The organism is Paenibacillus sp. J22P169, from assembly GCF_059691995.1.
In genome coordinates this window covers 2,582,161-2,605,803 of sequence record NZ_JCAUAO010000001.1, presented here as the reverse complement: position 1 = coordinate 2,605,803, position 23,643 = coordinate 2,582,161, and the positions used below count along the sequence as shown (strand labels likewise).

Below are 23,643 nucleotides of genomic sequence, written 5' to 3'. Positions count from 1 at the left end.
GGATATAAGCACTTTTGTATCTGGAACTATTAAGGATGTAAAATTAAACAATAATGGAGTAGATCGTTTTTCTACTGCTACTTTTTCTGGAAGTACGATCAAAGTTACTGCATTAAGTGGTGCAAAAACGACCGTTTACGGTAAATCCGAAACGAAACCTATGCATCAAATCTATCGACAACCATTAGGAAATATATGGGAGCATAACGGAGAGAAAAGTCCTTTCCCAGTGGAGTTTAGCGGAGTTAGTGGTTCACCCTCCGAGTATCCGGGTATTATCCCACTCTGGGGGAAGAAACGATATGCAGGTCCAGACTATGATTACAGTGATCCAGATAATTTTGGACCAGATTTACGTTATTCATGTAACTCACCCCTATATTTAATAGATGATCAACCAGGTCATCTTGCTAGTGGGGATATGGTTTATGATTGTAATAAAGATGGTTACGCAGTAACTACTGCTTATGAGGTGGATAGACCAAATAGCTGGTTTATCATTGCAAATGATGCAAATATCCTGGGAACTGGCGCAAATATCAAAGATGGTGATAAGCTCAATCAAAGCTCCATTGAAATATATAACTATGAGAAGTACAAATCCAACTACGGTGCAGAGCCTTTTTCTGTTGGTAAAGGAAATAGCGACGGTCAGGGAATGATACGCACCATGATGAAGCTCGGTGACAGCGAATCCAATGGTGGTAATGTACCAGACGAGCAAATTAAAGAAATTGCGTCCGCTGGCCCCTATGGTCTTCTACGCAACTATCAAATGTACGCCATTGGTCTCTGGAAAGGGGACACATACAAATATCAAACCTACATAACGGTCACCTACACCCCTCCAGTTCAACCAGACCTAGCTTTCATGTCCATCGATACTGCCTCGTGCGTCCAAACCGGTGTCAGCACAAACATCACGATTAAGTTCCAGAACATTGGCGTGAGCATCCCCAGTGGTACCTCCTTTAACGTGAATCTGTCAGCGGATGGCGTAGTATTCAAGACTTTCACCTACTCATCCGGTTTATCTACAAACTCCCCAATTACCGAAACTGTGCCCTACACCTTCAACTCAAGCAAAACTATAACTTTACATGTCGACTCCAATGACACAATCTCTGAACCCCCAACAACCAATAACATCGGCAACAAAACAATCACCCCTGTCGCTAGCTGCGTACCTACTGGAGGTGGCACACTAACAGGAACAGTTACCATGGATCAAGCATACATTCCTTGGAAGTCAAACAACCTTGCATATGTCAAAGTTAATGACACTGATCCAAGCTGTAAGGCTTCAAGATTTTATATATCTTTTGAAGACAGCAGCAGTAATCGTTACAAAACTCCTGACTTATCATTCGATGGCGTTGTCAGTGGAAAACTGCAAGGTACGACCATGTTCTTTTATGTGGGACCGGATTATCTTGGTGGTATTGGATCGGGGAATATCTCAGTTTTTGCAGCTGTCCTAGACACTTGTGGCAATTGGAGTTCTATTGGTAATACCAACTTCACAATTGGTAACCCACCACCGGTTGAACCACCTTATATTGAGTTTTCTTGGTTCGAAAATGACTACAGCACTGAGATCACTAGGGCAATCGTAGGCGATAATGTTGCATTAAAGATAACCAAAGCCGAGGATGTTCAAAACTACAGCTTTAGTTATGAGTGGGACTTTACTGGAGATACGCCTTGGATAGCAGGCATACCTGGTAGAAAGAGTCTTGTATCACCAATAAGATTCAACCAACTAAGCGGCATATTGACAGACGAGGTGGGGAAGCACACAGTCTGCATTAAAGCGAGCAACAGCCAACGAAGTGCAACCTATTGTCGTGACTTAACGGTAGTACCTCCCAATCCAATACCTGTTATAACGGGTGGTCACACGGTGAAAGAAAATAGAACTTTAGCGCCTGCCTTGGAGGTTGGTAGTTCCTATTCCCCGGTTCAAGGGAGAACGATCGATCATAGTAAGGATGAAAAAACAGGCATTTGGCAAGCCAGCTATAGTACTCCTGGTGAATACTATTTATCCCTCCATGTTTTCGATAATACAGGTCTAAAATCACTCCAACCTGCTAACCACCATCTCACCGTAACCCCTGACTATCCTCCGGTACCAACGATTGACAAGCCCCTAGCAGCTGTACGAAATGTCGACTACACTTTGAAGAACACATCCTATTCTCCTGACGGAGATCATGTTGTTACGTATAGCGTTTTGCAAGGATACGATGAATTGAACAATAGTAACTGTACCGGGTTTACTCAAGTGTCCAATAATGATCAAGTTTTCACTTTCACCCCAACTAAAGTGGGAACCTATTGCTTTCAGGTATACGCGGAAGAGGATTATGGAAAAAATGCCATCTCCTTATTTACTGTGCAAGTGATGAATGACGCACCTGATGCTTCCTTTACTGTTAAGGGGACAAATACGGTTCCTGCAGTCCCACAGGTTTCGGTACTAAAACCATCAGACCTCATACGTAGCGCAGCTTCAACACTGGACCAAGTGAGTGTACCTAATTTTTACCGATTAAACTCAGTTGGGAATTTATTGGCTACCCCAGCAAATCGGTGTACTTTCGCACAGGTTGGATTTCTGAATGAGTGTGACGTAAACAATGCTTACAAGTACTCGTATCAGACGATTGAAGAGGTTTCTCCTACTTATACCACGCTAAGCTCAATTTCGGTCCCATCCGTTGGTTCTTACGCTAATATTCCCCTATTAAAAGATCTACTACTGAAAGTGTCCCCTACCATGTGGGATGATGGTAGTGATGAGGACACGGGCAACTACCGATACTGGGAGATAATCACACCCACTACCCGAGTAGCTGGCGGTTACACACAGTATTATGACAATAATGACAGCGAAGGTAGCGGAGCGCACTACGGTACGGACACGGGTACTACTTGGATATATGTCAACCCGTTAACAGGCAATTATACGATAGAAACGTTAACAACATACGATGACAATGATGATGATATTCACACTTGGTCTACCTTTTACGATAGCTACAACAGCTCTCATGTCAAAACGGGTAGTTATACTTGTAACAAGACTGTTGCTTGCGTAACCTTTGCTATGGACGGTCATTCGTTGAGGCGGGGAGTTATCGGAAACAATGATGGATCAGTTGCCGTTTTTCCGATTGTTTTAGATTATGTGGACCCCTCGGTGAGACAATCAAAATCATTGTCCTATGATGCTTCAACGCCATTTTATACGATGACAGGTTGGAGTGGCTCTTATACATTTGATGTCGGGATAAACTTTCAAGACTACTCGTCTAAGATGTTAACTACTTCATCTGGATTTTACTCTACCTCCCCTAACACGGTTCCTACACCAATAGCATCTCTTGGCAGTGCCTTCGTATATGATAATCAAAATGGGATAAGTATACCGTACGGCACACTTCCAAAATTAGAAATGCTGAAAGATGGGGCGATAACCGCCTTGTCCTGTCCAGCACCATCCACACCATTTACAGCTATTACTAGAGGGGCTGGGTATCATAAGCGAACGTTTATAGACACACATAATGCAGATATTGTGTATTACGCAACAACGTATCGTAAACAAGTTTGGAATAGCAGCAACGCTTATTGGATGGTATCGGATAACTGGTTTACGGAAGTGTTAAAGCTTACTTTTGATAGTAGTTCAAATGTCAGTTGCGTAAGTATAGGTACTTCCTTACCCGCTGACGCGGTTGCTGTTACGAGCATTTCTCTTTCAGGAACGGACACTCCCCTTAACACTACACTGTATCCAGGTACTAGGTTATTTCCTGGAAATTTAGTGTATAGTGGTGGGAAAATTACGCAAGTGGGCTTCATCAAGGGCGCTGGCTCAGGAACCTATAAAGAAGTAATTATGGGGAACGGTGTCTCTAGAAATATTGGTCAACTCCAAAATAACAAGCTAATGAAAAATGTGGGATTAAGCACTTCGTTTAGATTTTATAACGGTTCCTATCAAAATGTGCCCGCTGGCCTCTCCTTCCGAATCCAAGATAATCAAAATATGTACCGAGTGGAAGTGGACGCAAATCGTGTATCCCTATTAAAAATAGTCCATGGAAACAAGACGTATTTGGATACCAAGTCTATTACCCCGGTCGGAACATCATGGGTTAGCTTGAAAATACGTGCGATTGGTAATCAAATTAAAGTCTATGTCAATGGTGTTCCATACATCATCTTAAACGACAACACTTTTTTAACAGAGGGGGATGTTGGACTTTTTACAGAAGTGGCATTCACAGAATTTAAGTCACTTATTACGGAAAAGTATCCAGATAGTGCTTCTGATGACGCCACCCTAGGTGTTGTTCTTGTAGATGAGTCGGCTGAGTATGATACCGTTGTGTCCGACACTGAGAACGATCCCCTTGCTGTTCCATTGACAGAATGGAATACTCAGCAGACGGATAGCACGATGTTTTTGGATGCAGGCGATGATAAGTCCGGCTTGGAAGTGAATTACACGAGTTCGACTGCCAAACCTGTGTTTACGAAGGTAGGAAAGTATCACATAGGTTACAAAGTTATAGATGATCCCCAGCAAGACTACCTGTACCCATCCAATATCTTTCATGCTTATCGTAAATGGAGTCCGATATTTTATGCAGACATGACGGTTCACCGAAAGCCAATTGCGAGATTGTCACTGTATTTAAATGGAGATGGTACGATCGGACATACAGACAATTCATACGATCCGGATCGTTGCTATGCAGATTTGAGTTGTCAGAGCGGATATACAGCAAACAAAGGGATTTATGAAAGAATATCGTATTTTGTTTCACCTTCGGGCATGTCAACAGCCACCCTCCCATCGAGGCCTATAGAATCAGGTTGGTATTATGCCTATTTGGCAGTGAAAGACGAGTATGGTGCCTGGAGCGATTTTGTCGAAGCTAAGATAAATATTACCGTTCCATTGCCTAATAATCCTCCTACTGCCACACTAACGTTTCCTACAGGAACAGCGAGTGCACCTTCTTATGTTTCGCTAAGTCCCACCTTATCATGGAACCAGACGGATTCAGATGTGGGCAGCTTTTTTACACAATTTGAAATTTCGGTGAAAGATCAGTGGGGAAATTGTGTGGAATGTATTGTTGAATCTATAAATACCGTCAATACTACATGGTCTTGGACGCTTGATACATCGTTAACTCCAGGTGAGCTGTATCAAGTACAGGTTAGAGTATGGGATGAAGGAGGCAAATCTTCCGCATGGTCCAATACGGGGTGGATGGTTACCAATCGCCCGCCGGTAGCAACTATGTTGGATCCAAACGGTACGCAAGCTTCTCCAACGATACTTAACACACTGACTCCGGCTATACAATGGCGTCAGATTGACCCTGATCCAGGTACGACATTTCATTATTTTCAAATTCAAATAACAAATGAAGCAAATAACGTCATGATCTTGGATTCTGGTCCATATTGGCAAGGGACGACTTCAACAACGGGGAGTTGGCAAGTGAATGCCAATTTGCCTGCTGGACAAAAGTTAAGAGTGCGGGTGAGAACATTTGATGGCGTGATCTGGTCAGACTATTCTCCGCAAACTTGGTTATATATTAATCGACCTCCTGTGGCTGATTTTGATTGGAGTCCTAAGCCTGTATGGGAAGGTGATGAGGTGTGGACCACTAATACTTCGACCGATCCTGATGGCGATGAGCTATCTTATTTATGGACCGTTGAGGGGCCAGAGGGGGTTATAAGGACTTTTACAACGATGAATTTCACACAAAAGTTCATTGAGCCAGGTAATTACAAAGTGACACTCACCGCTACGGATGGGATCCTTGCCACAACGGTAGTCAAAATGATCACAGCATTGCCCTTGACCATAAACTCTGATGTGACGTACACGGATAATTGGTTGATTTTGCATAATCAGAAAGGGCACCAAACACAAGTAATTCCGAAACAATTTTATTCTGGGGAGATATTTGTGGTGAAAAGTCAGAGCGCATCCACCTCGGTTGAGGAGGTTATCGCTTGGATCGACACGATTGGTTTGGACGGTCAGTCCCTGTATATTTCACAGGAACTATTACCCCAGTTAGGTGATGACACGATGTATAGTGGCGAGTTATTCGATAGTCGGTTCCAATCCTTCACGGAAGGGCTGCCGCGGGGGGCACAAATGGTTCATTTTCAGATTACATATGGGAATGGTACTGTAAAAAAAGAAGATATTCCAATCGAAATCATAGGGAATGCTCAACAATCAGTTGGCGTACATCGGGTGCAATAAGTGGAGTAGTCATTTTCGCATAAGGGTATATTTCTTGTAAAAGCGGTGAACTGGACTTGCACCTATGGTACAATTAGTCGATAAAAAGCGAGGGAGAGCGAATACCTTGAACTATCGATTAATCGCACTGGATGTAGATGGAACACTGCTAAATGATGATCACGAATTAACGGATCAAACGATTGAAACGATTCAAGAAGTTCATGATCAAGGTTGTCATATTGTGTTATGTACGGGACGAGCTCCAGTAAGTACATTGCCAATACTAGAGCAATTGGGCTTGGAAGGAACGATGATCACGCACAATGGAGCGGTAACTGTGCATGCCGATGAGCGAGGGCAGTCGTTGGTGAATGAGTTTTCTTTTGACATTAGTGAAATAGAAACGATGTTGGCTTACGCTCGCCGCGAAGGGATTCATTTCGATGTGTGTACAGCTTTCAATATGTATATCGAACGAGTCGGCGAATATGAGAAGATGATGTACAAAAAGTTCCTCATCAACCCTAAACTTGTTACCTCGGTCTCAGAGCTTGGTGTGCCGATCGTTAAATTTACACTTTTTGCTCAACCTAAAGTGTTGGATCGTGTTCAACAAGAGTGGGAGGCTCAGAAGCTCTATGGGAATTTGAGGATGATTCGCAGTGGTGATTTGTTCATTGATGTCATGAATCCACTGGCCAATAAGGGGAACGCATTAAAGGCATTGGCTGCTACTTTAGAGGTTGAACCACAAGAAATTATGGCCATTGGTAACTACTATAATGATCTGGAAATGATGGATTTTGCAGGGTTAGGGATCGCAGTAGAGAACTCACCTAACGATGTGAAAGAGGCCGCGGATGCAGTGACTTCTTCCAATAATAATGAAGGTGTACATGAAGCGATTCAAAAGTATTGTTTTCAATAGAATTTAGACAAAATACCTCGATTTTTGAGGTTTTTTGTCGTTTAAGGGGTTTTTAGTAGAATTTGCCTATGGTAGAATGAGAGAAAGAATAATAGGCGATGGATGTGAATTTATGACGAAGCAAGCGAAGCTTTATTCAAAAAAAGAGAAGACTGCAGCGATTATGGTTGGTACTGCTTTAATAACTGCACCATTTTTGTTAAATGTGCCAAGTGTTTCCTATGCCGATCCTTCTTCACCACCAACAACTTACCCCATAGATAAAATTGGGGATCTAGTCGTCCCATTAAATGGAACAACTCCGATTCGTGATTTGAAAGCTATTTATGGTGCTATTGCCAAAGACTTTAAAGTAACGAGTGTGAATAGTTCTGATAGTAATGTTAATGCAGGTTTATTTGCTTATAACGAACCAGGTTACAGTGCGGAAGGCTTATTAAAAATTCACCCAAATGGAGTAGGAACAGCGACTTTCACCGTTTCATGGAATAATAACACTTTTCACGACACCTTTAATGTGACGGTTGTTAATGATGCAACGACTACAGTAGAAAGAAATTTGGATATCAGTGATGTTGTTAAAAATGTTAAATATAGTACATCCGAAAGCGAAGCTGCAGGTTTACTTAGCGGAATTGGACCAGTAGACTCCACTGGTAATGTGGCAGGCAATCATTCGCCTACCATGAATCCTCAAAATTTATACACTCCGTTTCAGAATGGTAGTTTGGAACTAGGTTCCTTTTTTTATTTATCTACGCTGGAATTAAGCTCATTTTTTAGAGATGTAGATGGGGATGCTATCTCTGTTATTGTATTTGAAAATAGTGATGACCCACAAAATCCACCAGTTGCTAAGTTTGTCTACAAGCAAGAATATAATAGTTGGATTGTTGAGAGTATTCGTGTAGGAAGAGGCACGTTCACGGCTGTTGCCCTTGATGGTCGTGGTGGCGTAATGGGAACACAACCTTTCACGCTTGAGGTGAAAGACAACTTAGTGCCCACGATAAAAGATAATCCATTAGCATCACACTTAACCACGGAAGGTAATGAACTAAACTTAGCATCAAATTCAGAAATTGATTTGAATGAAATTTTCTATGATGCACCTTTTCAAAATCTTCAATATTCGGCTGAGGTAAGTTTTAAAAATGGGTTTGGTTGTAATAGTCAAACAATAAACAACTACCCAATTACCTTTACTCAACCAACGAACATCTTGTCATACGAAAATGTCAGATCTAGGCTTAATGCAATCTTTCCAGATGTAAACGGCGACATCAATGTAACTCATTTGAAAGCAAAAGACAATTTGAATCAGCTATCACCATCTTTGCCTTCTACTATTTATCTTCATTATAGTGAATACGAAGGATTTAATGAAAATATTCCGCAGAATATGGAGCTTTATGCTTCAAATAGTGCTGGTGAAAGTAGTTTCACTGTAGATACCGAAACACAAGATTGGTTTGACGATGATCTGTATTTATTAGATATTCAACAACCTCAATCAGAGATTACTCACGCTGTAATACCAAGCAAGTATGAAGAAAACGAACGGGAATATATTAAATTTGCTGCTGGAAATACAGCGAATACCAAATCCAGATTGAAATTATATTCTGTACTTAATGAAGATATTAATAATACAGTCTGGTTTCAAAACGATATTGTAGTTGACGTGATTGAGCCTAAACGTTTGGGCTCGTCTCAGTCCATTAACCTAAGTTCCCTCTTCTCCGATTACGAATACAATTGGGATAATTTCACGAATCATTTCGAGGATCATGTTTCAATGACAACTGTTGCAACAGCAACATATGGCCCTTACTTCTGTGGGGCGTATGCTTTGACTCTTGATAATGTGAATCCCAATGGAACTGTATTAACGATTATTCCAGACTCAAGCGAAGTGATGAGGGGTAGTCGTATTTTCAAGATTCCATTCATTAGGCTAGAAAATGTCCCATTATAACCATATTATCTCGCTCATCCAAACTAACAAGCTTCAAGAAGCCGAGGCAGAGCTGTTCCAAACCATTAAACAGTCGCCCCTTGACGGGCAGCTTTGGGTGATGCTCGGTGAAGTGCTGCTCCTTCAAAAACAGGTGGGCGCTGCTAAACGGGTATTTGACCGGGCGTGGCATCTAGATCCGCAAGCTAAATGGGTCAATAACATTTACAAGTCTATGCAGAATAGCCCTCTAGGTGAGTCGCGGGAGGACATCGAGGAACTCTTATTTGTCCCAAAGGTGACCGTAACTGCTGCAATTTTATCGCAAAACGAAGCAGAGAACATTGTGAAATGTATCGTTGCATTACAGGGGGCTGTAGACGAAATCTTACTAGTTGATTCTTCGACAGATGATACACGTCAGATCGCCTTACAATATCCAAAGGTAAAAGTTGTCCCAATTGAATGGGAGGAAAGCTTCGCCGCAGCTCGTAACATTGGTCTACAACATGTGCGAACGGATTGGGTCATATGGATCGATGCTGATGAAGTTCTCATTCCAGATGATGTTAATTCGATCAGGGAAGTTGCAGGCATTTATAATCATTTGGACATCATACCAGTACTGATTATTTGGCACTTGAATCGAATAAATGAAACCATTCAGCATGATTTCTCTCAAGTGCGGATGTTTCCTGCGCAACGAGGACTTCGTTACTATGGGCGTATACATGAACAAATCGCCACGGAAAAAGGTGTTTATCAGTTAGATAAGTACCGAAGAGCTGTCAAAATTCGATTGGATCATATTGGCTATGAGCCGTCAGTTTTACAAAGCAAAGGAAAGTTGGAACGTAATCTCCGTTTACTGAAGCTTATGATTGAAGAAGAGCCTCAAGATCCAGGACATTGGTTGTACTACGGCCGTGAATCCCTCGGACTCGGGCTTGAGGATCAAGCGGTTACTGCTTTACTTGAAGCTGAACGCTTAGGCCTCCAGACTCCCTTATTTGGCCGTATGCCTGAGATTTACCGACTCTTGATTCAGGTCATGCTGCAGCGCAAAAGTTATACAGAAGCAGAAGCTTATTGCCACAAAGCGTTGGAGCAATCGCCGGATTTCCCTGACGCGCACTATTTACTCGCGCAAGTGCGTATGAGGCAAGCGGACGAGCTGCTGCAATTAGCGGAAGTGAGTATTAAGCAATCGCTGACGAGCTTGCCCAATTACCGCGGCGGCGTGAGCGCAGATTACCACATTGGCGAGTGGAAAGCGGCAACGTCGCTAGGTGAATTAGCCATGCGATCTGGGAAGTTGTCTAGAGCTAGAGAAATCTTCTCGCGTCATAAGACGAAGCCAGGGGCTGCAGAGATACTTACAGCCAAGCTCAATTCCATTGAAACAGAGCGTCAACGGCTGAATCAAGCTGACCAGCAACCCAAATGAAGACGATCTCCATGCCTCAAGGGCAGGAGATCGTCTTTTCATTTTTTTACAACTATGAATTAGATAACGAATGCGCTAGTTATGATAACAAGAAGGATAAAAAGAACTAAAACTGCAGCTGCTGAATTACCTACAACTCCTGACATAGACATTCCCTCCTTTCGTGTGGTGAGTGTTATAAGATAAGATATGTAAGTGGGGGCAGAAGTGTATAGACGAATATCCTGATTACTCATATTTTGGTCGATAATGGGCATGCTACAGAAGAATGACACAAGATCTGTAGAGGAGGCGAGTAAGTCGTGGCCGATATTATGCTAAGACCCGACCTGAAAACAGCAGGCGGCGAAGTCTGCGATATTATGTACAATGGGGAGTTTGTCGGTACGTTAACGCTAGTCTACAGGGAATCGGATCGTCTCAAAGGCGCGATTCATCTGGAGCAGCAATCCATTACGATTGTGAATAAGCAGGCAGTCTATGATTTTGCACAGTCCTATATTCAGGATGTGATTGATGCGCTTGGAATCGTGGAGTGTGAGGTAACCGTCAGCTATAGTGATTATGATTTCGTGATTGTGACGGAGCATGCGGTTCAGCCAACAACGTTTCAAGAGGATTTTATCTCCAGTGTAGATCTCTTACATGATGATGAGCTGGACTATTCGTGGTTAAGGGAAGATATCAGCTTGGATGATGATCGGGAATCTGAACTCTCCTCGGATCAGCTTGAGATGCTGGAGGAACGTAAGAAAGAACAAGGATATGAGCTCGTTATCGTAAACGAAAACAGGAGCAGTGTAGAGTATCACGTGTATGATAAGGAAGCAGAGTTGATTGCCGAAGCGATCCTGCACATCTATGGATCAGAGGTAATCGGGGATATTACTTGGAAATTTGATCCGTTTGATGAAGAGATGGACATTGTCACTGAGCTTATGGTGGCAGATTTCAACGAGGAACAAACAGATTCGTTCGTGTTCCATATGGTTTATAATGGAGAAACGGTCGATACGGTGGAGTTAACGCATATTGATATGCTGGATTTGGTCGATGACATTCAGTCTGAAGATGATATGTGGATCCCAACGAGCGATGACTATTCCATTGTTCTGGTCAGAGACGATATGGATACGTTATCGTATGAGATTTATCAACAATCCTATGGTGGTTTGCCGATAGGAACCGCAACGGTGGATATCAGCTCGCGGCAGCTCACAGGATTTATTGATTTTCGTGAGCCTGGAGATTCCGATGATCGGGAATTAATTGCGACTTTGCTGTTAGATGAGCTAGATAAAGAGAAGGAATACGAAACCTTCAATTTATCTATGCTTTATCGGAATAAATTGATCGACGAAATATTATTCGAAACCGAACAATATCACTAATTAACATGCACAAAAAAAAGGCATGATCTCTCATCCTAACATGAGAGTCATGCCTTTTGATTCATCTATTCATTTTAGAAAGAGTTAGAAACTGTAATTTGATCTAATGGTAGGCGACCTGCAGAACGTGCTGGCGTAGCTGCCAAACCAAGGCTGATCAACATAACAGGTACATAACGTGCAGGAACATTGAAAGCTTCTACGAATTTACCAGCATCATAGCCACCCATTGGGCAAGTGTCATAGCCTAGTGCTTTCGCTGCAAGCATCAAGTTCATTGCTGCCAAAGAACCATTACGAATCGCTTCATCACGAGCAACTTGCGGGTATTGGTACGCGCCTTCGATTTGTGCAACTAGAGTATCCATCATAGCTTGTGGAAGGAAGCCTCCAGCAACAGCAGGACCGAATACGGCTTGCGCATTTTTGTTCGCTTCAAGATCACCTAGAACGGCGATAACAACGGAACTTTCAACGATTTGCTTTTGACCATAAGCGATTGGAAGTAATTTCTCTTTTTGAGCTTGATCGTCGATAACGAGAAGTTTCCAATGTTGAAGATTCCATGAGGAAGGTGCTAGGGAAGCGGAAGTAAGAATTTGTTCAAGATCAGCTTTTGGCATTGTGTGCCCAGCTTGGTATTGCTTAACGGAATGGCGGTCTTCAATTACTTTCAAAACTTCATTTTGTACTTGTGTGCTCATTACGGATCCCTCCAAGGATATTAAATAAGTTCTTTCTATTGTTGTTCATCCATCCAAAAGCATGCGTGTAAGTCATTGGTAATAGTATGGTGAACTGTATACAACATTGTAACAATTTACTGTAATCATAAATGTTATAGTTATGAATGTCAAGAGAGTCTTTCCCGTTGTCGTAAAATGTTGGATAATGGAAAAAGAAAGGGGTTGTTCCTCTTGAAATTAACGCAAAAAGAGTTGAATCACCTTGTTTTTTTGAGCGAAGTCGTATTGACAGGGAAAAAGAAGAGCCTGATGGATGAAACCATGCAATGCTTACTCTATATTGTGAAATCACTTGAAGAAGTCGAGCTTCCTGATTCTGTAGTTGGACAGATTGAGCGGTTAACTGCTTTAATTGAGTCAGACTTGCGTGAAGAGAATGAACGCATGCAAGAAATCCGCGGACACCTTGACTGGATGCAAAAGAAGGAGCGAAATTCTTCCATGCCATCCTAGTAAGGTGACAAACTGTCTATTTATGATATAATGTAGAGTACTGTTTTTTTCGAATAGATGAGGTGATAAGAATGAGCTATGAAATCCCAAGAAATGTGCAAGAGTTGGGGCGTGACATCCAAGAGAATCAATTGAAATATCACCATAAATCCGTTTTGATTTCCAAAGAATTTACGTTTGACAGTGCGCATCATCTGCATTGTTATGAGGGAAAATGTAAAAGTCTACATGGCCATACTTATAAGCTGCAAGTGATTATGCGGGGAAAAGTAGATAGCCGAGGGATCGCAATTGATTTTGGAGATATTAAACGAATAACGAAAGAACGCGTGATTGATCGCTTGGATCACCGCTACTTGAACGATGTGCTGCCGCCAATGAATACGACGGCTGAGAATATGGTGGTTTGGATCTATGAAGAAATTCATCAAGCACTGTTAGATGAGAAGCTGTATCCAGCTATCTCATTGGACGAGATCCGCCTGTGGGAAACGCCAACTAGCTATGCAGCCATCACTCGCTCGATGATGGAGGAGGATCTGTAATGCGAGATATCCGCATTCCCATGGTCGAGATCTTCGAGACGGTTGAAGGGGAGGGAACCCGTGCCGGGTTCCCAACCATCTTCGTCCGTCTTTTTGGTTGCAACCTGCGCTGCACATGGTGTGACACCACGTACAGCTACCCGCCTGCGGAAGCCGAGAACGTCATGACCATTGCTGAAATTATCAGCAAGGTCCAGACGTTCCGCTCCCGGCATATTTGCCTGACAGGCGGCGAGCCGCTCCTGTACGGCGACAAATCACTCGCGCTGATCGAGGCGCTCGCCGAGCTGGAGCAGGTCGATGACCTGCACATCGAAACGAACGGTGCCATTGACCTCGCACCGTTCGTAGCCCGAGTCACATCACCGAAAGTGCGCTATGTGATGGACTTTAAGCTGCCTGATTCGGGAGAAATGGATCAGATGATTTATAGTAATTTTGAGCTGCTGCGCGAGCAAGATGAGCTGAAGTTCGTTATCGGCAGTGATCTCGACTTCCGTACAGCAGTCAACGTACTAGAGAAGTACCCTACCAAGGCGTTGCCGATGTTCAGTCCGGTGTGGGAAACGATGCCGCCGCGCAAGCTGGTTGACCTGATGCTGGCCGAAGGCTTATCGAAGGTGAAGCTGAATATGCAGCTTCATAAGATTATTTGGGACCCAGCGATGCGAGGCGTCTAGCCTTTTAGGCATTGTACGCTATGTGTACAATGCCATTTTCTAATTCTATGAAAGAGGTGCGAAGGATGAGTGAAAATAAGAAAAGAGCCGTGATTATTCTCAGCGGCGGTTTAGATAGTACGACATGTATGGGACTAGCCCAGGAGGCAGGCTACGACTTGTTTCCGATTTCTTTTGACTATGGACAGCGTCATAAGATAGAGATTGAGAATGCCAAGCAAGTTGCTGAGCATTATGGTGTTGCGGCGCGCCACAAAATCATCAAACTGGATTTCCTGCGTGATTTCGGTGGCAGTGCGCTCACGGACGATACCATTGATGTGCCCAATGTAATGAATGCTCCTGAATCTGAAGAAATTCCTGTAACCTACGTACCAGGACGCAATCTATTATTTCTTTCTATTGCAACCTCGTATGCGGAAGTAACAGGCTCTCAAGCGATTTACATCGGTGTAAATGCGCTAGATTATAGCGGATATCCGGATTGCCGGCCTGAATTTATCCATAAGGTAGAAGAGGTTATTGCGCTGGCTACCAAAGTTGGGGTAGAAGGTAAGGGGATTACGATTGAAACGCCTTTGATCTCTTGGACGAAAGCGAAGATCGTGGAAGAAGGCTTGAAAATCGGCGTACCTTATGAGCTGACAACGTCTTGCTATAATGGTAAAGCAGAAGCTTGTGGCGAATGTGACAGCTGCCGGTTGCGTCTGAAAGGCTTTGAAGAAGCGGGTTCGAAGGACCCGATCGTTTATTTAGCTTAGCTGTAAGGTGTGAGAAAGGCGGTACAAGCATGACGCGTATTATGGTTGTTGATGATGACGCTGATATCAGAGAGTTGATTCGCGTTTATTTGGCAGGGGAAGGCCTAACGGTTGTGCAAGCCAGCAATGGCCAAGAGGCGCTAAGCCTTATGGAAGCTATGCCTGCTGACTTAGTCGTGCTGGACGTCATGATGCCTTTGATGGATGGCTGGGAGTTGTGCCGCGAATTGCGGTCGCATTACCCAGAGCTGCCCTTACTGATGGTGACTGCGAAGAGCGAGTCTGTCCACAAAGTGAAGGGCTTCCAGCTCGGTACGGATGATTACTTAGTTAAGCCTTTTGATCCCGTAGAGTTAGTCATGAGAGTCAAGGCGCTGCTCAAGCGATATCGGATTCACTCTTCTCAAGTTATTCTCATCGGGGGAATGACCATTGATCGTACAACGTATGAGGTTCGCTATCTAGATCAGCGGATTACGCTGCCATTGAAGGAATTTGAGCTTCTCTATAAGTTTGCAAGTCATACTGGGCAAATCTTCACGCGAACACAGCTTATTGAGCAAATTTGGGGAATGGATTATGAGGGCGATGAACGCACAGTGGATGTCCACATTAAGCGATTGCGAGAACGCTTCGAGCCATATTCCGAAGGCTTTCAAATTACAACCATACGTGGTTTAGGTTACAGACTTGAGGTGAAGGTATGATCAAGTCGCTTTATTTGCGCGTGGTTGTAACCTTTCTAGCAGTTGTAGTGGTAAGTGTGCTAGTCGCTTTTCCGTTGGCCATGTACTTTTTTACAAATATGATTTCCACGCAATTTCAGTCAGAGATGCTCGCAGTTGGACGTCAAATTGTTACATTAAGCAACGAAGTGCAGCCGAAGAACCTGTATTCCTTTGTAGCTGGGAGCAATCGACTGAACGAAAATTATTTGTTCACACTATTTAACTCCAATGGTGAATCGTTAGGGCAAATTCCTAAGGATGTCAAAGGGAGGCCGCGCATACAATCGTCCGAAGTTGCAGATGTGTTAAAGGGTCATACATATAAAAGTCTGGATTTCAGTGCACCTTTACGTGGGATTAACGGCATTAAAGTTGGTGTGCCGCTGATCGTTGGTGATCAGAGTTACGCGTTATTCATACATACGAACATCACAGATGCTGCACGCGGCCAGCTCCAGACGTTAATCGTATCTGTTCTTACCATCGTCCTGATCGTAGGAAGCCTGCTTATTGTCATCGCTTCGCGCTATTTAGTGAATCCCTTGAAAAAGCTAACCATAGCGACAGAGAAGCTGGCTCGGGGCAATTTCAATGTCAATGTTAATGTGAATAACAAAGACGAATTGGGTAAACTCGCCGAGAGCTTCAATCATATGGCTGGTGAACTCAAACAGTTGGAACAGATGAGGCAGGATTTTGTTTCAAATGTTTCACATGAGATTCAATCCCCATTAACGTCGATTCGGGGATTTTCGAAGGCGTTACGGGAATCAGATATCGCTGAAAATGATCGTAACAAGTATTTGGAGATCATTGAACGTGAGAGCGAACGTCTGTCTCGTTTGAGCGAAAATTTACTTAAGCTCGCCTCCCTAGAATCGGAGCATCATCCCTTTCATCCCTCGATTTATGATTTGGACGAACAGCTGCGTCGGATTGTTGTATTCTATGAGCCACAGTGGTCAGCGAAAGAGCTGGATATGGATCTGGCCCTGCCTCGTGTGAAAATATTCGCGGATGCGGATCAGTTAAGTCAGGTATGGATGAATGTGATAGGCAATGCGATCAAATTCACTCCTTCAGGCGGACATATTTATATCAAGCTTGTCCCACTGCGAGATCGAGTTCAAATTTGGATTCAAGATAACGGGATTGGCATTCCTCAAGATGAGCAGGGGCGTATTTTTGACCGTTTCTATAAGGTGGATCAGTCTAGGCAGCGTGATAGTGGCAGCGGTCTTGGGCTTGCTATAGTTCGAAAAATCATTGATATGCATGATGGAACGATTGAAGTTCAAAGTGAGGAAGGCAAAGGAACGTTATTTCTTATTGTTTTACCGACGACCCATTCGCCAACTAAAAAGAGTTAAAAAAAGAAACTTGGTAATGTTCACCAAGTTTTTTTGTTTTGTTCATATTGAGTTCATATTGAACCTGTATCTTTAATTCACAATCATTAGTTGAGGGGAGTACAGGAATGAATCGACTCACACATTTTTCGATGAAAAACGTTTCCGCGTTAATCATCATCATGATCATGCTTTTTGTAGGCGGCTTGTATTCAGCAACACAGCTCAAGGAAGAGAATATGCCTAACGTTTCCTTCCCTGTCGTGGCCGTTACAACGACCTACACGGGCGCGCCTAAGGACGTCATGGACGAAATTACGGTACCCATTGAGAAGAAGCTGGCGAATCTAGAAGATTTAGATTCGATGCAATCCACTTCAAGCGATAATTTCTCTATGGTCATTATTTTCTTCAAGCAAAATGTCGATATCGACAAAAAGAAGCAAGCTGTTCAGGATGCCCTGTCCACTGTTTCCTTACCTGCGACAGCAGCTGCGCCTAAAGCTTCTACCTTCGGCGCGGCATCGTTCCCGTCGAATTATTTAGTCGCGTATGCGAACGAGGGCGTAAGCCAAACAGAGCTTGATAAAACATTCAAAGATACGATTAAACCAGGTCTTGAAGGTATTAAAGGGATCGACCATATGGACATTATCGGTGCCAGAGATACGTCTCTCGATATTGAGCTGGATGCAGCGGCCCTTGATGTATATGGACTATCACCCGGCATGGTGAGCAATGCCATTAATACAGCGGCAACGAAAACACCAATCGGTTCTGTTGAAATCGATGGCAATAGCAAGATGACGCGTGTTACTGGCAACTTATCCAGTTTGTTTGATCTCCAGAAGGTAGAGATTACAACGCCTAAGGGCGGAATTGTTACTTTGGATCAAGTTTCCAAAGTAAAGGCAATCACCGAATCTGATTTCAACGGGCGATTAGATGGCAAGCCAGCGATTGGCATGATTTTATACAAAGCTGGTAGTGCGAACGCGGTTGAATTTTCCGATGAAATTGAGAAGAACATTACGGAATGGAAAACAACTTTACCGAACATCACGTTCAAAAGCACCTTCGATAGTGCTGATCAAATCAAAGAATCAATCTCCGGACTTGTCCGTGAAGGGATTGTCGGTGCTGTCTTAGCTTCCTTGATGATTCTAGTGTTCTTACGGAATGTACGTATGACGCTAATCGTTCTCGTCTCGATTCCACTTTCCATTTTGATCACCTTATTATTAATGTCGCAATTAGATCTGACACTCAACACGATGACACTAGGTGGTATATTTATCGCCGTTGGACGGGTTGTCGATGACTCGATTGTAGTTATTGAAAATATTTATGCTTCCTTGGAGAAAGCTCAGGAGCGTAAAGAATCTGTTATTGCGTTAGCAACGAAGCAAGTTTCGATGGCGATTACGTCGTCTACCTTAGCAACTGTTGGGGTATTTGCTCCATTAGCCTTGGTAACGGGGGTTGTCGGTGGATTCTTCCGACCTTTCGCACTAACTATTGCGTGTGCACTTTTATCTTCCCTTATCGTAGCTTTAACTGTAATTCCGATGCTTTCGAAATTACTTGTTTTACGCAGCAAACCAGGTAAGGTACAGCATGATGAGTCGAAGCCGACGAAAATGACGATGTTTTATGAAAAAGCACTCACGTGGAGCTTGAAAAATAAAATTAAAACGTTATTAGTTGCTTTGGTTATGCTCGTTGGGACGATGGCTGGAACGATTCCGTTCTTATCGGTTTCATTTTTACCTGCCTCAGCTGCCTCACAAATTATGTATTTTCAATTAAAATTGCCTTATTCAACGTCTTTTGATGCGACAGATAGCAAAACGAAAGAAATTGAAACCGTCTTGTTAGATCTGAAGGATTCAAACGGCGAGCCCGTATTTAAATTTGTTGAAGCACTTGTTGGATACGCCGGTAAGGATGATGAGCGAATCCCTTACGCATCTCAAATTTTCCTTGAAGTCAATGAGAAAGTGGATCCTGTACAAGTGCAAGAGCAAACGACCGCTTATATTTTATCTGAGCTGCCGGCGGGTTCTGAAGTAGAGCCTAAGTCCATGGAAGGTGATTTCGGGGTATCGAGCACAGATTTTGCTTACACCTTGAAAGGTGATGACCAGCTTCAATTAGAGAAAGCCGCAGGTATGGTGAAAGAGAAGTTGAACACGTTCCCTGAGCTTGCTGAAGTTGAAGATAATTTGAGCGATGCGAAAACAGAAATCGAAATTGCCGTTGATCAGAAAAAAGCAAGAGCTTATGGCTTAAGCGCTGCATCTGTACGAGATGCGGCACGCACATGGATTCAAAAGCAAAACCTAGGCGATATGAAATTCGATAATATTGTTTACACAACGACAGTTTCAATGGAAAAAACGGACAAAGATTCCTTTGAGAAGCTTGGTAATATTCCATTAACGTCTTCGACTGGCTCAACTATTCTATTAAAGGAAGTTGCCAAAATCAATGAGACGAAGGGTGCTGCTTCACTTGCAAGAGAGAATCAGGCGCAGCTCGTGAAAGTCTCAGCAAAAATTAATTCTGATGATAAAACAGCTGTAAGTGCAAAGCTGAGCTCGGCTTTGAAGGAGCTTGAGCTTCCTGAAGGTGTTACACCGCAAATTACAGGTGTATCCGAAGATGTTAACGAAAGCTTTACCCAGTTGTTCGTGGCCATGGCCGCTGCCATTTTCGTCGTCTACTTGATTATGGTGTTGGCGTTCGGAAATGCAAGTGCACCATTCGCGATTCTGTTCTCACTACCTCTAGCTGTCATCGGCGGTCTACTAGGACTCGTTATTGCTAGAGAACCATTAACCGTCACTTCCTTAATCGGATTCCTGATGTTGATTGGTATCGTCGTTACGAATGCGATTGTATTAATCGACCGTGCGCAGCAGCTGCGCGAAGAGGGCTATACGGTTCGTCATGCGCTGATTGAAGCAGGGAAGATAAGACTTCGTCCTATTATTATGACAGCCGGAGCAACGATTATGGCCTTGGTGCCGTTAGCACTTGGCATATCAGCTGAGGGCGGATTAATTGGTAAAGGTCTAGGGGTTGTCGTAATTGGTGGTTTGATTACTTCGACACTCTTGACGCTAGTCGTTGTTCCTATCATTTACGAGTTGATTGAAAGTATGAAAAACCGTATTAGCCGCATGTTCAAACGGAATAAAGGCAACGAAAAAATGACAACGAGTTCGTTAGAGGTATAAGGAGGCACATCGATGATTAACGAAGGTTCACGAAAAGGGCATAGCAAGTATCGCTGGATGGGGGTTATTACGCTGTTAACGGCAGCGACTGTCTTGGCGACTGCCTGTTCAGCACCAGGAGCGAAGGAAGCGGCAACGGTGCAGTTAACACCTAAAGCAGTTAAAACAGAAGCGATTAAGCTCCAAAAAATAAGTAATCCTATCGAGCAGGTTGCCGATGTTGCAGCTGGAACAACGCTCGATGTCATGTCGAAAGTGAATGGCGAAGTTACAGAGGTTCTGAAGAAACGAGGCGAATATGTAACGAAAGGCGATGTCCTCTTCGTTATTGATAACAAAGATGCCTTATCTGCTAAACGCAAGAGTGAGCTTCAAGTGAAGAGTGCGCAGGATTCGTTGCAGCAAGCGAGAGATAACAAAGTGAACAATCGCAAGGATCTAGCCGATAACGTTGCTCGCACAGAAACTGCTTTGAAGAACGCACAGCAGGATTACAATAAAATTAGAAATGATTTTGAAGCAGGAGTTGCTGTTCAACGCCAGGTAGATCAAGTCAAACAAGCGCTGGATAACGCCCAAATGAGTGTAGATGCAGCGAGAAATAAGCTCTCTGCTTTCGATAATACGGATTCCATCTCAGCGATTGAGACGCAAGCAGAATCCGCGAATCTTACGTTGGAGGATGCTACACGCTCCCTGGAGAATTATGAAGTTAAAGCCCCAGGCAGCGGTATTCTAACAGACTTTAATGTCGTTGTTGGACAAACGGCGTCTGCAGCGGCAGGGAAGGTTGGTCAAGTTCAGCAGATCGATCCAATCAAAATCAAAACAGAACTAGCCGAAACAAACTATCAGCTTGTGAAAAATAAGAAAGAGCTCGTGTACTATAGCCCGAATACGCCTGATAAGAAAGGGACAGCTAAGATTAGCTACTTAGCGCCAATCATGAGTGCTGCTTCCAAAACCTATACGTTGGAATTAGAAGTTCCGAATCCGGAACGTACGATTCAGCCAGGTGGACGCTATTTAGTACAACTGACAACGGAATCTGAGGAGAAAGTTGCTGTTGTGCCTACACTTAGTATCATTCGTGAGGAATCCGATACATTCGTATTCGTTCAACAAGGTGACCAGTATATGAAACGGAAAGTGAAGCTTGGACGTATCAATGGTGAATTCCAAGAAGTCTTGGATGGCGTGAAGGAAGGCGAACAGCTGGTCATCAGTGGACAGAACACGTTGAAAGACGGTCAAAAGGTAAATAGTCCAGCTGCTACAGCGCAACCAACGACAACACCAGCAGCTAAGTAACATCACTGAAAATTCATAATGAGGGAGAAATTATAGATGAAAAAAAGACCATGGAAATCCAGTCTAACGGCCATAATGCTGGGAGCAATGATCGTACAAGGAGGTACCGCAGTATGGGCTGCGGAGCCCTCCGCCGCTGCAGTAGTCGCACCTTCTGTGAATTATGGTTTAACCAAGGATATTCGTGCCGCTGTCAAAAGCGTTGCTGAAACACCTACAGCGACAGGTTCGCAGCTTGCTGTGACAGTTCGTTTGTACAACGGTGGTACAACATTAAATCGTGTTCCGGAGCACGAGCTTCGCGTTCAAACATCGAGTGGGATTTCCTACACGTTAAAAGCAAGTGCAAGCAACAAAGCATCCTTGCAACCGAAGGAAATTGCAGAGCTTGTCTACTTCGCATCAATTGATTCTAAGGAAATCGGCAAGATTGAAGGGCTCTCCTTCGTGAATGTTGATTTGTATGCTTATCCGAAGGTAGAGACTACGCTGCTTTCAATGCCAACCAACCAAGTATGGTATGGTGGTACGGGCAGCGCGGCGCTGGAAAGCATTGCTAGTGCACAATGGGGAGAAGCCTTCAGCATTCCTGGCGTGAATTCAGGACTTACGTATAAGACGATTGAAGCTTCAATACAGAACACAGCAACTGGTCGCGTAGCCGTGGTAACCGTCCTCGTTAACAACCCAGGAGTGGGTCGTGAAACAGTGCCTGCCTTCCGTGTAGATACACAATCTGAGTTGAAGAACTATGAGGGGAAACGTACAGAAGTGGCTCCGGTCGTCTTGGCCGCAGGGGAAAATGCGTACATTCATTACGCAATCCCAGTTGAGAGCGGTGTAACGTTAACGAACCTTGTCGTATTGTCGACAGACACGTTTGTCCCGAAAGAGGGAGGCCAGCAGGTAGAATTGGCAACAGCCAAGCTGGCAATCAACTGGCCAGCGGATGCGGCTAACGCAAGCCCAGCTGCCTATACAATCGGTCAACCGATCCCTTTCCATGAACAGACCAAAGTGATCGATAAGACTACCCAAGTCTCCTTAATGGAGCTTCATCTGCATGAGAATCCAGGTGAAGGTTATAAAACAGCGGTAGCGAAGTTCAAATTAACGAACACTAGCACAGCACCAATCGCGACACCAGCGTTCCTATCGGAATTAGCCAATTCGCAAGGTGTAACGTACCAAGGGTCGCGTCAAACGAATGTGACAACGATGATGAACCCAGGGTTGAGCTATATTGTTAGTTATTCCTATATCGTTCCTCAGTCCGAAGATGCTCAGAGCTTCTCATTGAAAATATTAGATGCACAAGCAGCAGCTCCTTATACAACGACGATTGCCGCGTTGGCTACGAATGTCCAGCAGGAAGTAACGGATGCCACGCTTTCCTTGTATCCGTTCGATGTGAAAATTAATGATATCTCGACCAGTATGCTAACGAGCCCACAGTTGACCTACACCTATAAACTGAGAATGGATCTAAGCATTACACAACAGGAGAATGTCGTTGTTGACAACAACTTCTCGAAATTAAGATTTGAAATTGTCGATCCAGCAGGACGTGTTGTGGGTTCCAAGGATGCTTCTTTCGCGGGTCCTAATAAATTAGTAAGTGGTATACAAACGATGGATGCATCGAATTTCACCACAGATCAATTCAGCTATCCGTTTACGATTAATGTGTACGAGACCATTGAGACACAGAACGGTACAGCAAAGCGATTACTCCAAGTGATCAAATAAGTAGGTTTTTAAAAAAGGGCAGTCTCTCAAGTAGAAGGAATTCTACAAGAGGGACTGCCCT

The 23,643-nt window shown here is 43.6% G+C and carries 15 protein-coding genes; 14 read left to right on the top strand and 1 reads right to left on the bottom strand.

The annotated features are described in order from the left end of the window. Positions 1-160 precede the first annotated feature (160 nt). The 5 genes from AC58QG_RS11925 (at position 161) to AC58QG_RS11905 (ending at position 12,018) form a co-directional block, all read left to right on the top strand. Positions 161-6,313, top strand: a complete 6,153-nt coding sequence (locus tag AC58QG_RS11925) for a glycoside hydrolase family 78 protein (protein WP_497362260.1) — start codon at positions 161-163, stop codon at positions 6,311-6,313. Between the two features lie 106 nt (positions 6,314-6,419). Further along, a complete protein-coding gene (locus AC58QG_RS11920; protein WP_497362259.1) occupies positions 6,420-7,223 on the top strand; it encodes a Cof-type HAD-IIB family hydrolase in 804 nt (267 codons plus the stop codon). Positions 7,224-7,335: 112 nt separating this feature from the next. Continuing rightward, positions 7,336-9,201: a hypothetical protein gene (locus AC58QG_RS11915; RefSeq protein WP_497362258.1), complete on the top strand. Its 1,866-nt coding sequence runs from the start codon at positions 7,336-7,338 to the stop codon at positions 9,199-9,201. Beyond that, the gene (locus AC58QG_RS11910; protein ID WP_497362257.1) at positions 9,188-10,627 is read left to right on the top strand and encodes a glycosyltransferase; all 1,440 of its coding nucleotides are present in this window, start codon (positions 9,188-9,190) and stop codon (positions 10,625-10,627) included. The genes AC58QG_RS11915 and AC58QG_RS11910 overlap by 14 nt, the downstream gene beginning before the upstream one ends. 302 nt (positions 10,628-10,929) lie before the next feature. Continuing rightward, positions 10,930-12,018, top strand: a complete 1,089-nt coding sequence (locus tag AC58QG_RS11905; RefSeq protein ID WP_497362256.1) for a hypothetical protein — start codon at positions 10,930-10,932, stop codon at positions 12,016-12,018. Between the two features lie 74 nt (positions 12,019-12,092). On the opposite strand, the gene AC58QG_RS11900 is transcribed toward AC58QG_RS11905, so the two are convergent. Beyond that, entirely contained in the window at positions 12,093-12,722 is a 630-nt protein-coding gene (locus tag AC58QG_RS11900) for a nitroreductase family protein (protein ID WP_497362255.1), read from the bottom strand. Positions 12,723-12,935: 213 nt separating this feature from the next. On the opposite strand from AC58QG_RS11900, the gene AC58QG_RS11895 reads away from it, so the two are divergent. From AC58QG_RS11895 to AC58QG_RS11855, 9 genes are all read left to right on the top strand, one after another. Continuing rightward, on the top strand, positions 12,936-13,217 hold the full coding sequence (locus AC58QG_RS11895) for a hypothetical protein (protein WP_497362254.1): 282 nt from the start codon (positions 12,936-12,938) through the stop codon (positions 13,215-13,217). Between the two features lie 71 nt (positions 13,218-13,288). Beyond that, positions 13,289-13,762 (top strand): 6-carboxytetrahydropterin synthase QueD, encoded by a 474-nt coding sequence (gene queD, locus AC58QG_RS11890; protein WP_056616183.1) that lies wholly within the window; start codon positions 13,289-13,291, stop codon positions 13,760-13,762. Next, positions 13,762-14,442 (top strand): 7-carboxy-7-deazaguanine synthase QueE, encoded by a 681-nt coding sequence (locus AC58QG_RS11885; protein WP_497362253.1) that lies wholly within the window; start codon positions 13,762-13,764, stop codon positions 14,440-14,442. Before queD ends, AC58QG_RS11885 begins: the two co-directional genes overlap by 1 nt. 65 nt (positions 14,443-14,507) lie before the next feature. Next, positions 14,508-15,203 (top strand): 7-cyano-7-deazaguanine synthase QueC, encoded by a 696-nt coding sequence (gene queC, locus AC58QG_RS11880; protein ID WP_497362252.1) that lies wholly within the window; start codon positions 14,508-14,510, stop codon positions 15,201-15,203. A 29-nt stretch (positions 15,204-15,232) separates the two neighbouring features. After that, positions 15,233-15,910: a response regulator transcription factor gene (locus AC58QG_RS11875; protein ID WP_497362251.1), complete on the top strand. Its 678-nt coding sequence runs from the start codon at positions 15,233-15,235 to the stop codon at positions 15,908-15,910. Beyond that, positions 15,907-17,301 (top strand): sensor histidine kinase, encoded by a 1,395-nt coding sequence (locus AC58QG_RS11870; protein ID WP_497362250.1) that lies wholly within the window; start codon positions 15,907-15,909, stop codon positions 17,299-17,301. Before AC58QG_RS11875 ends, AC58QG_RS11870 begins: the two co-directional genes overlap by 4 nt. 107 nt (positions 17,302-17,408) lie before the next feature. Beyond that, on the top strand, positions 17,409-20,522 hold the full coding sequence (locus AC58QG_RS11865) for an efflux RND transporter permease subunit (protein ID WP_497362249.1): 3,114 nt from the start codon (positions 17,409-17,411) through the stop codon (positions 20,520-20,522). A 12-nt stretch (positions 20,523-20,534) separates the two neighbouring features. Then, positions 20,535-21,833 carry an efflux RND transporter periplasmic adaptor subunit gene (locus AC58QG_RS11860; RefSeq protein ID WP_497362248.1) on the top strand — a complete coding sequence of 433 codons (1,299 nt, stop codon included), beginning with the start codon at positions 20,535-20,537 and terminating at the stop codon, positions 21,831-21,833. A gap of 36 nt (positions 21,834-21,869) precedes the next feature. Then, complete coding sequence (locus AC58QG_RS11855) at positions 21,870-23,582, top strand: hypothetical protein (RefSeq protein ID WP_497362247.1); 1,713 nt, start codon at positions 21,870-21,872, stop codon at positions 23,580-23,582. Positions 23,583-23,643 lie beyond the last annotated feature (61 nt).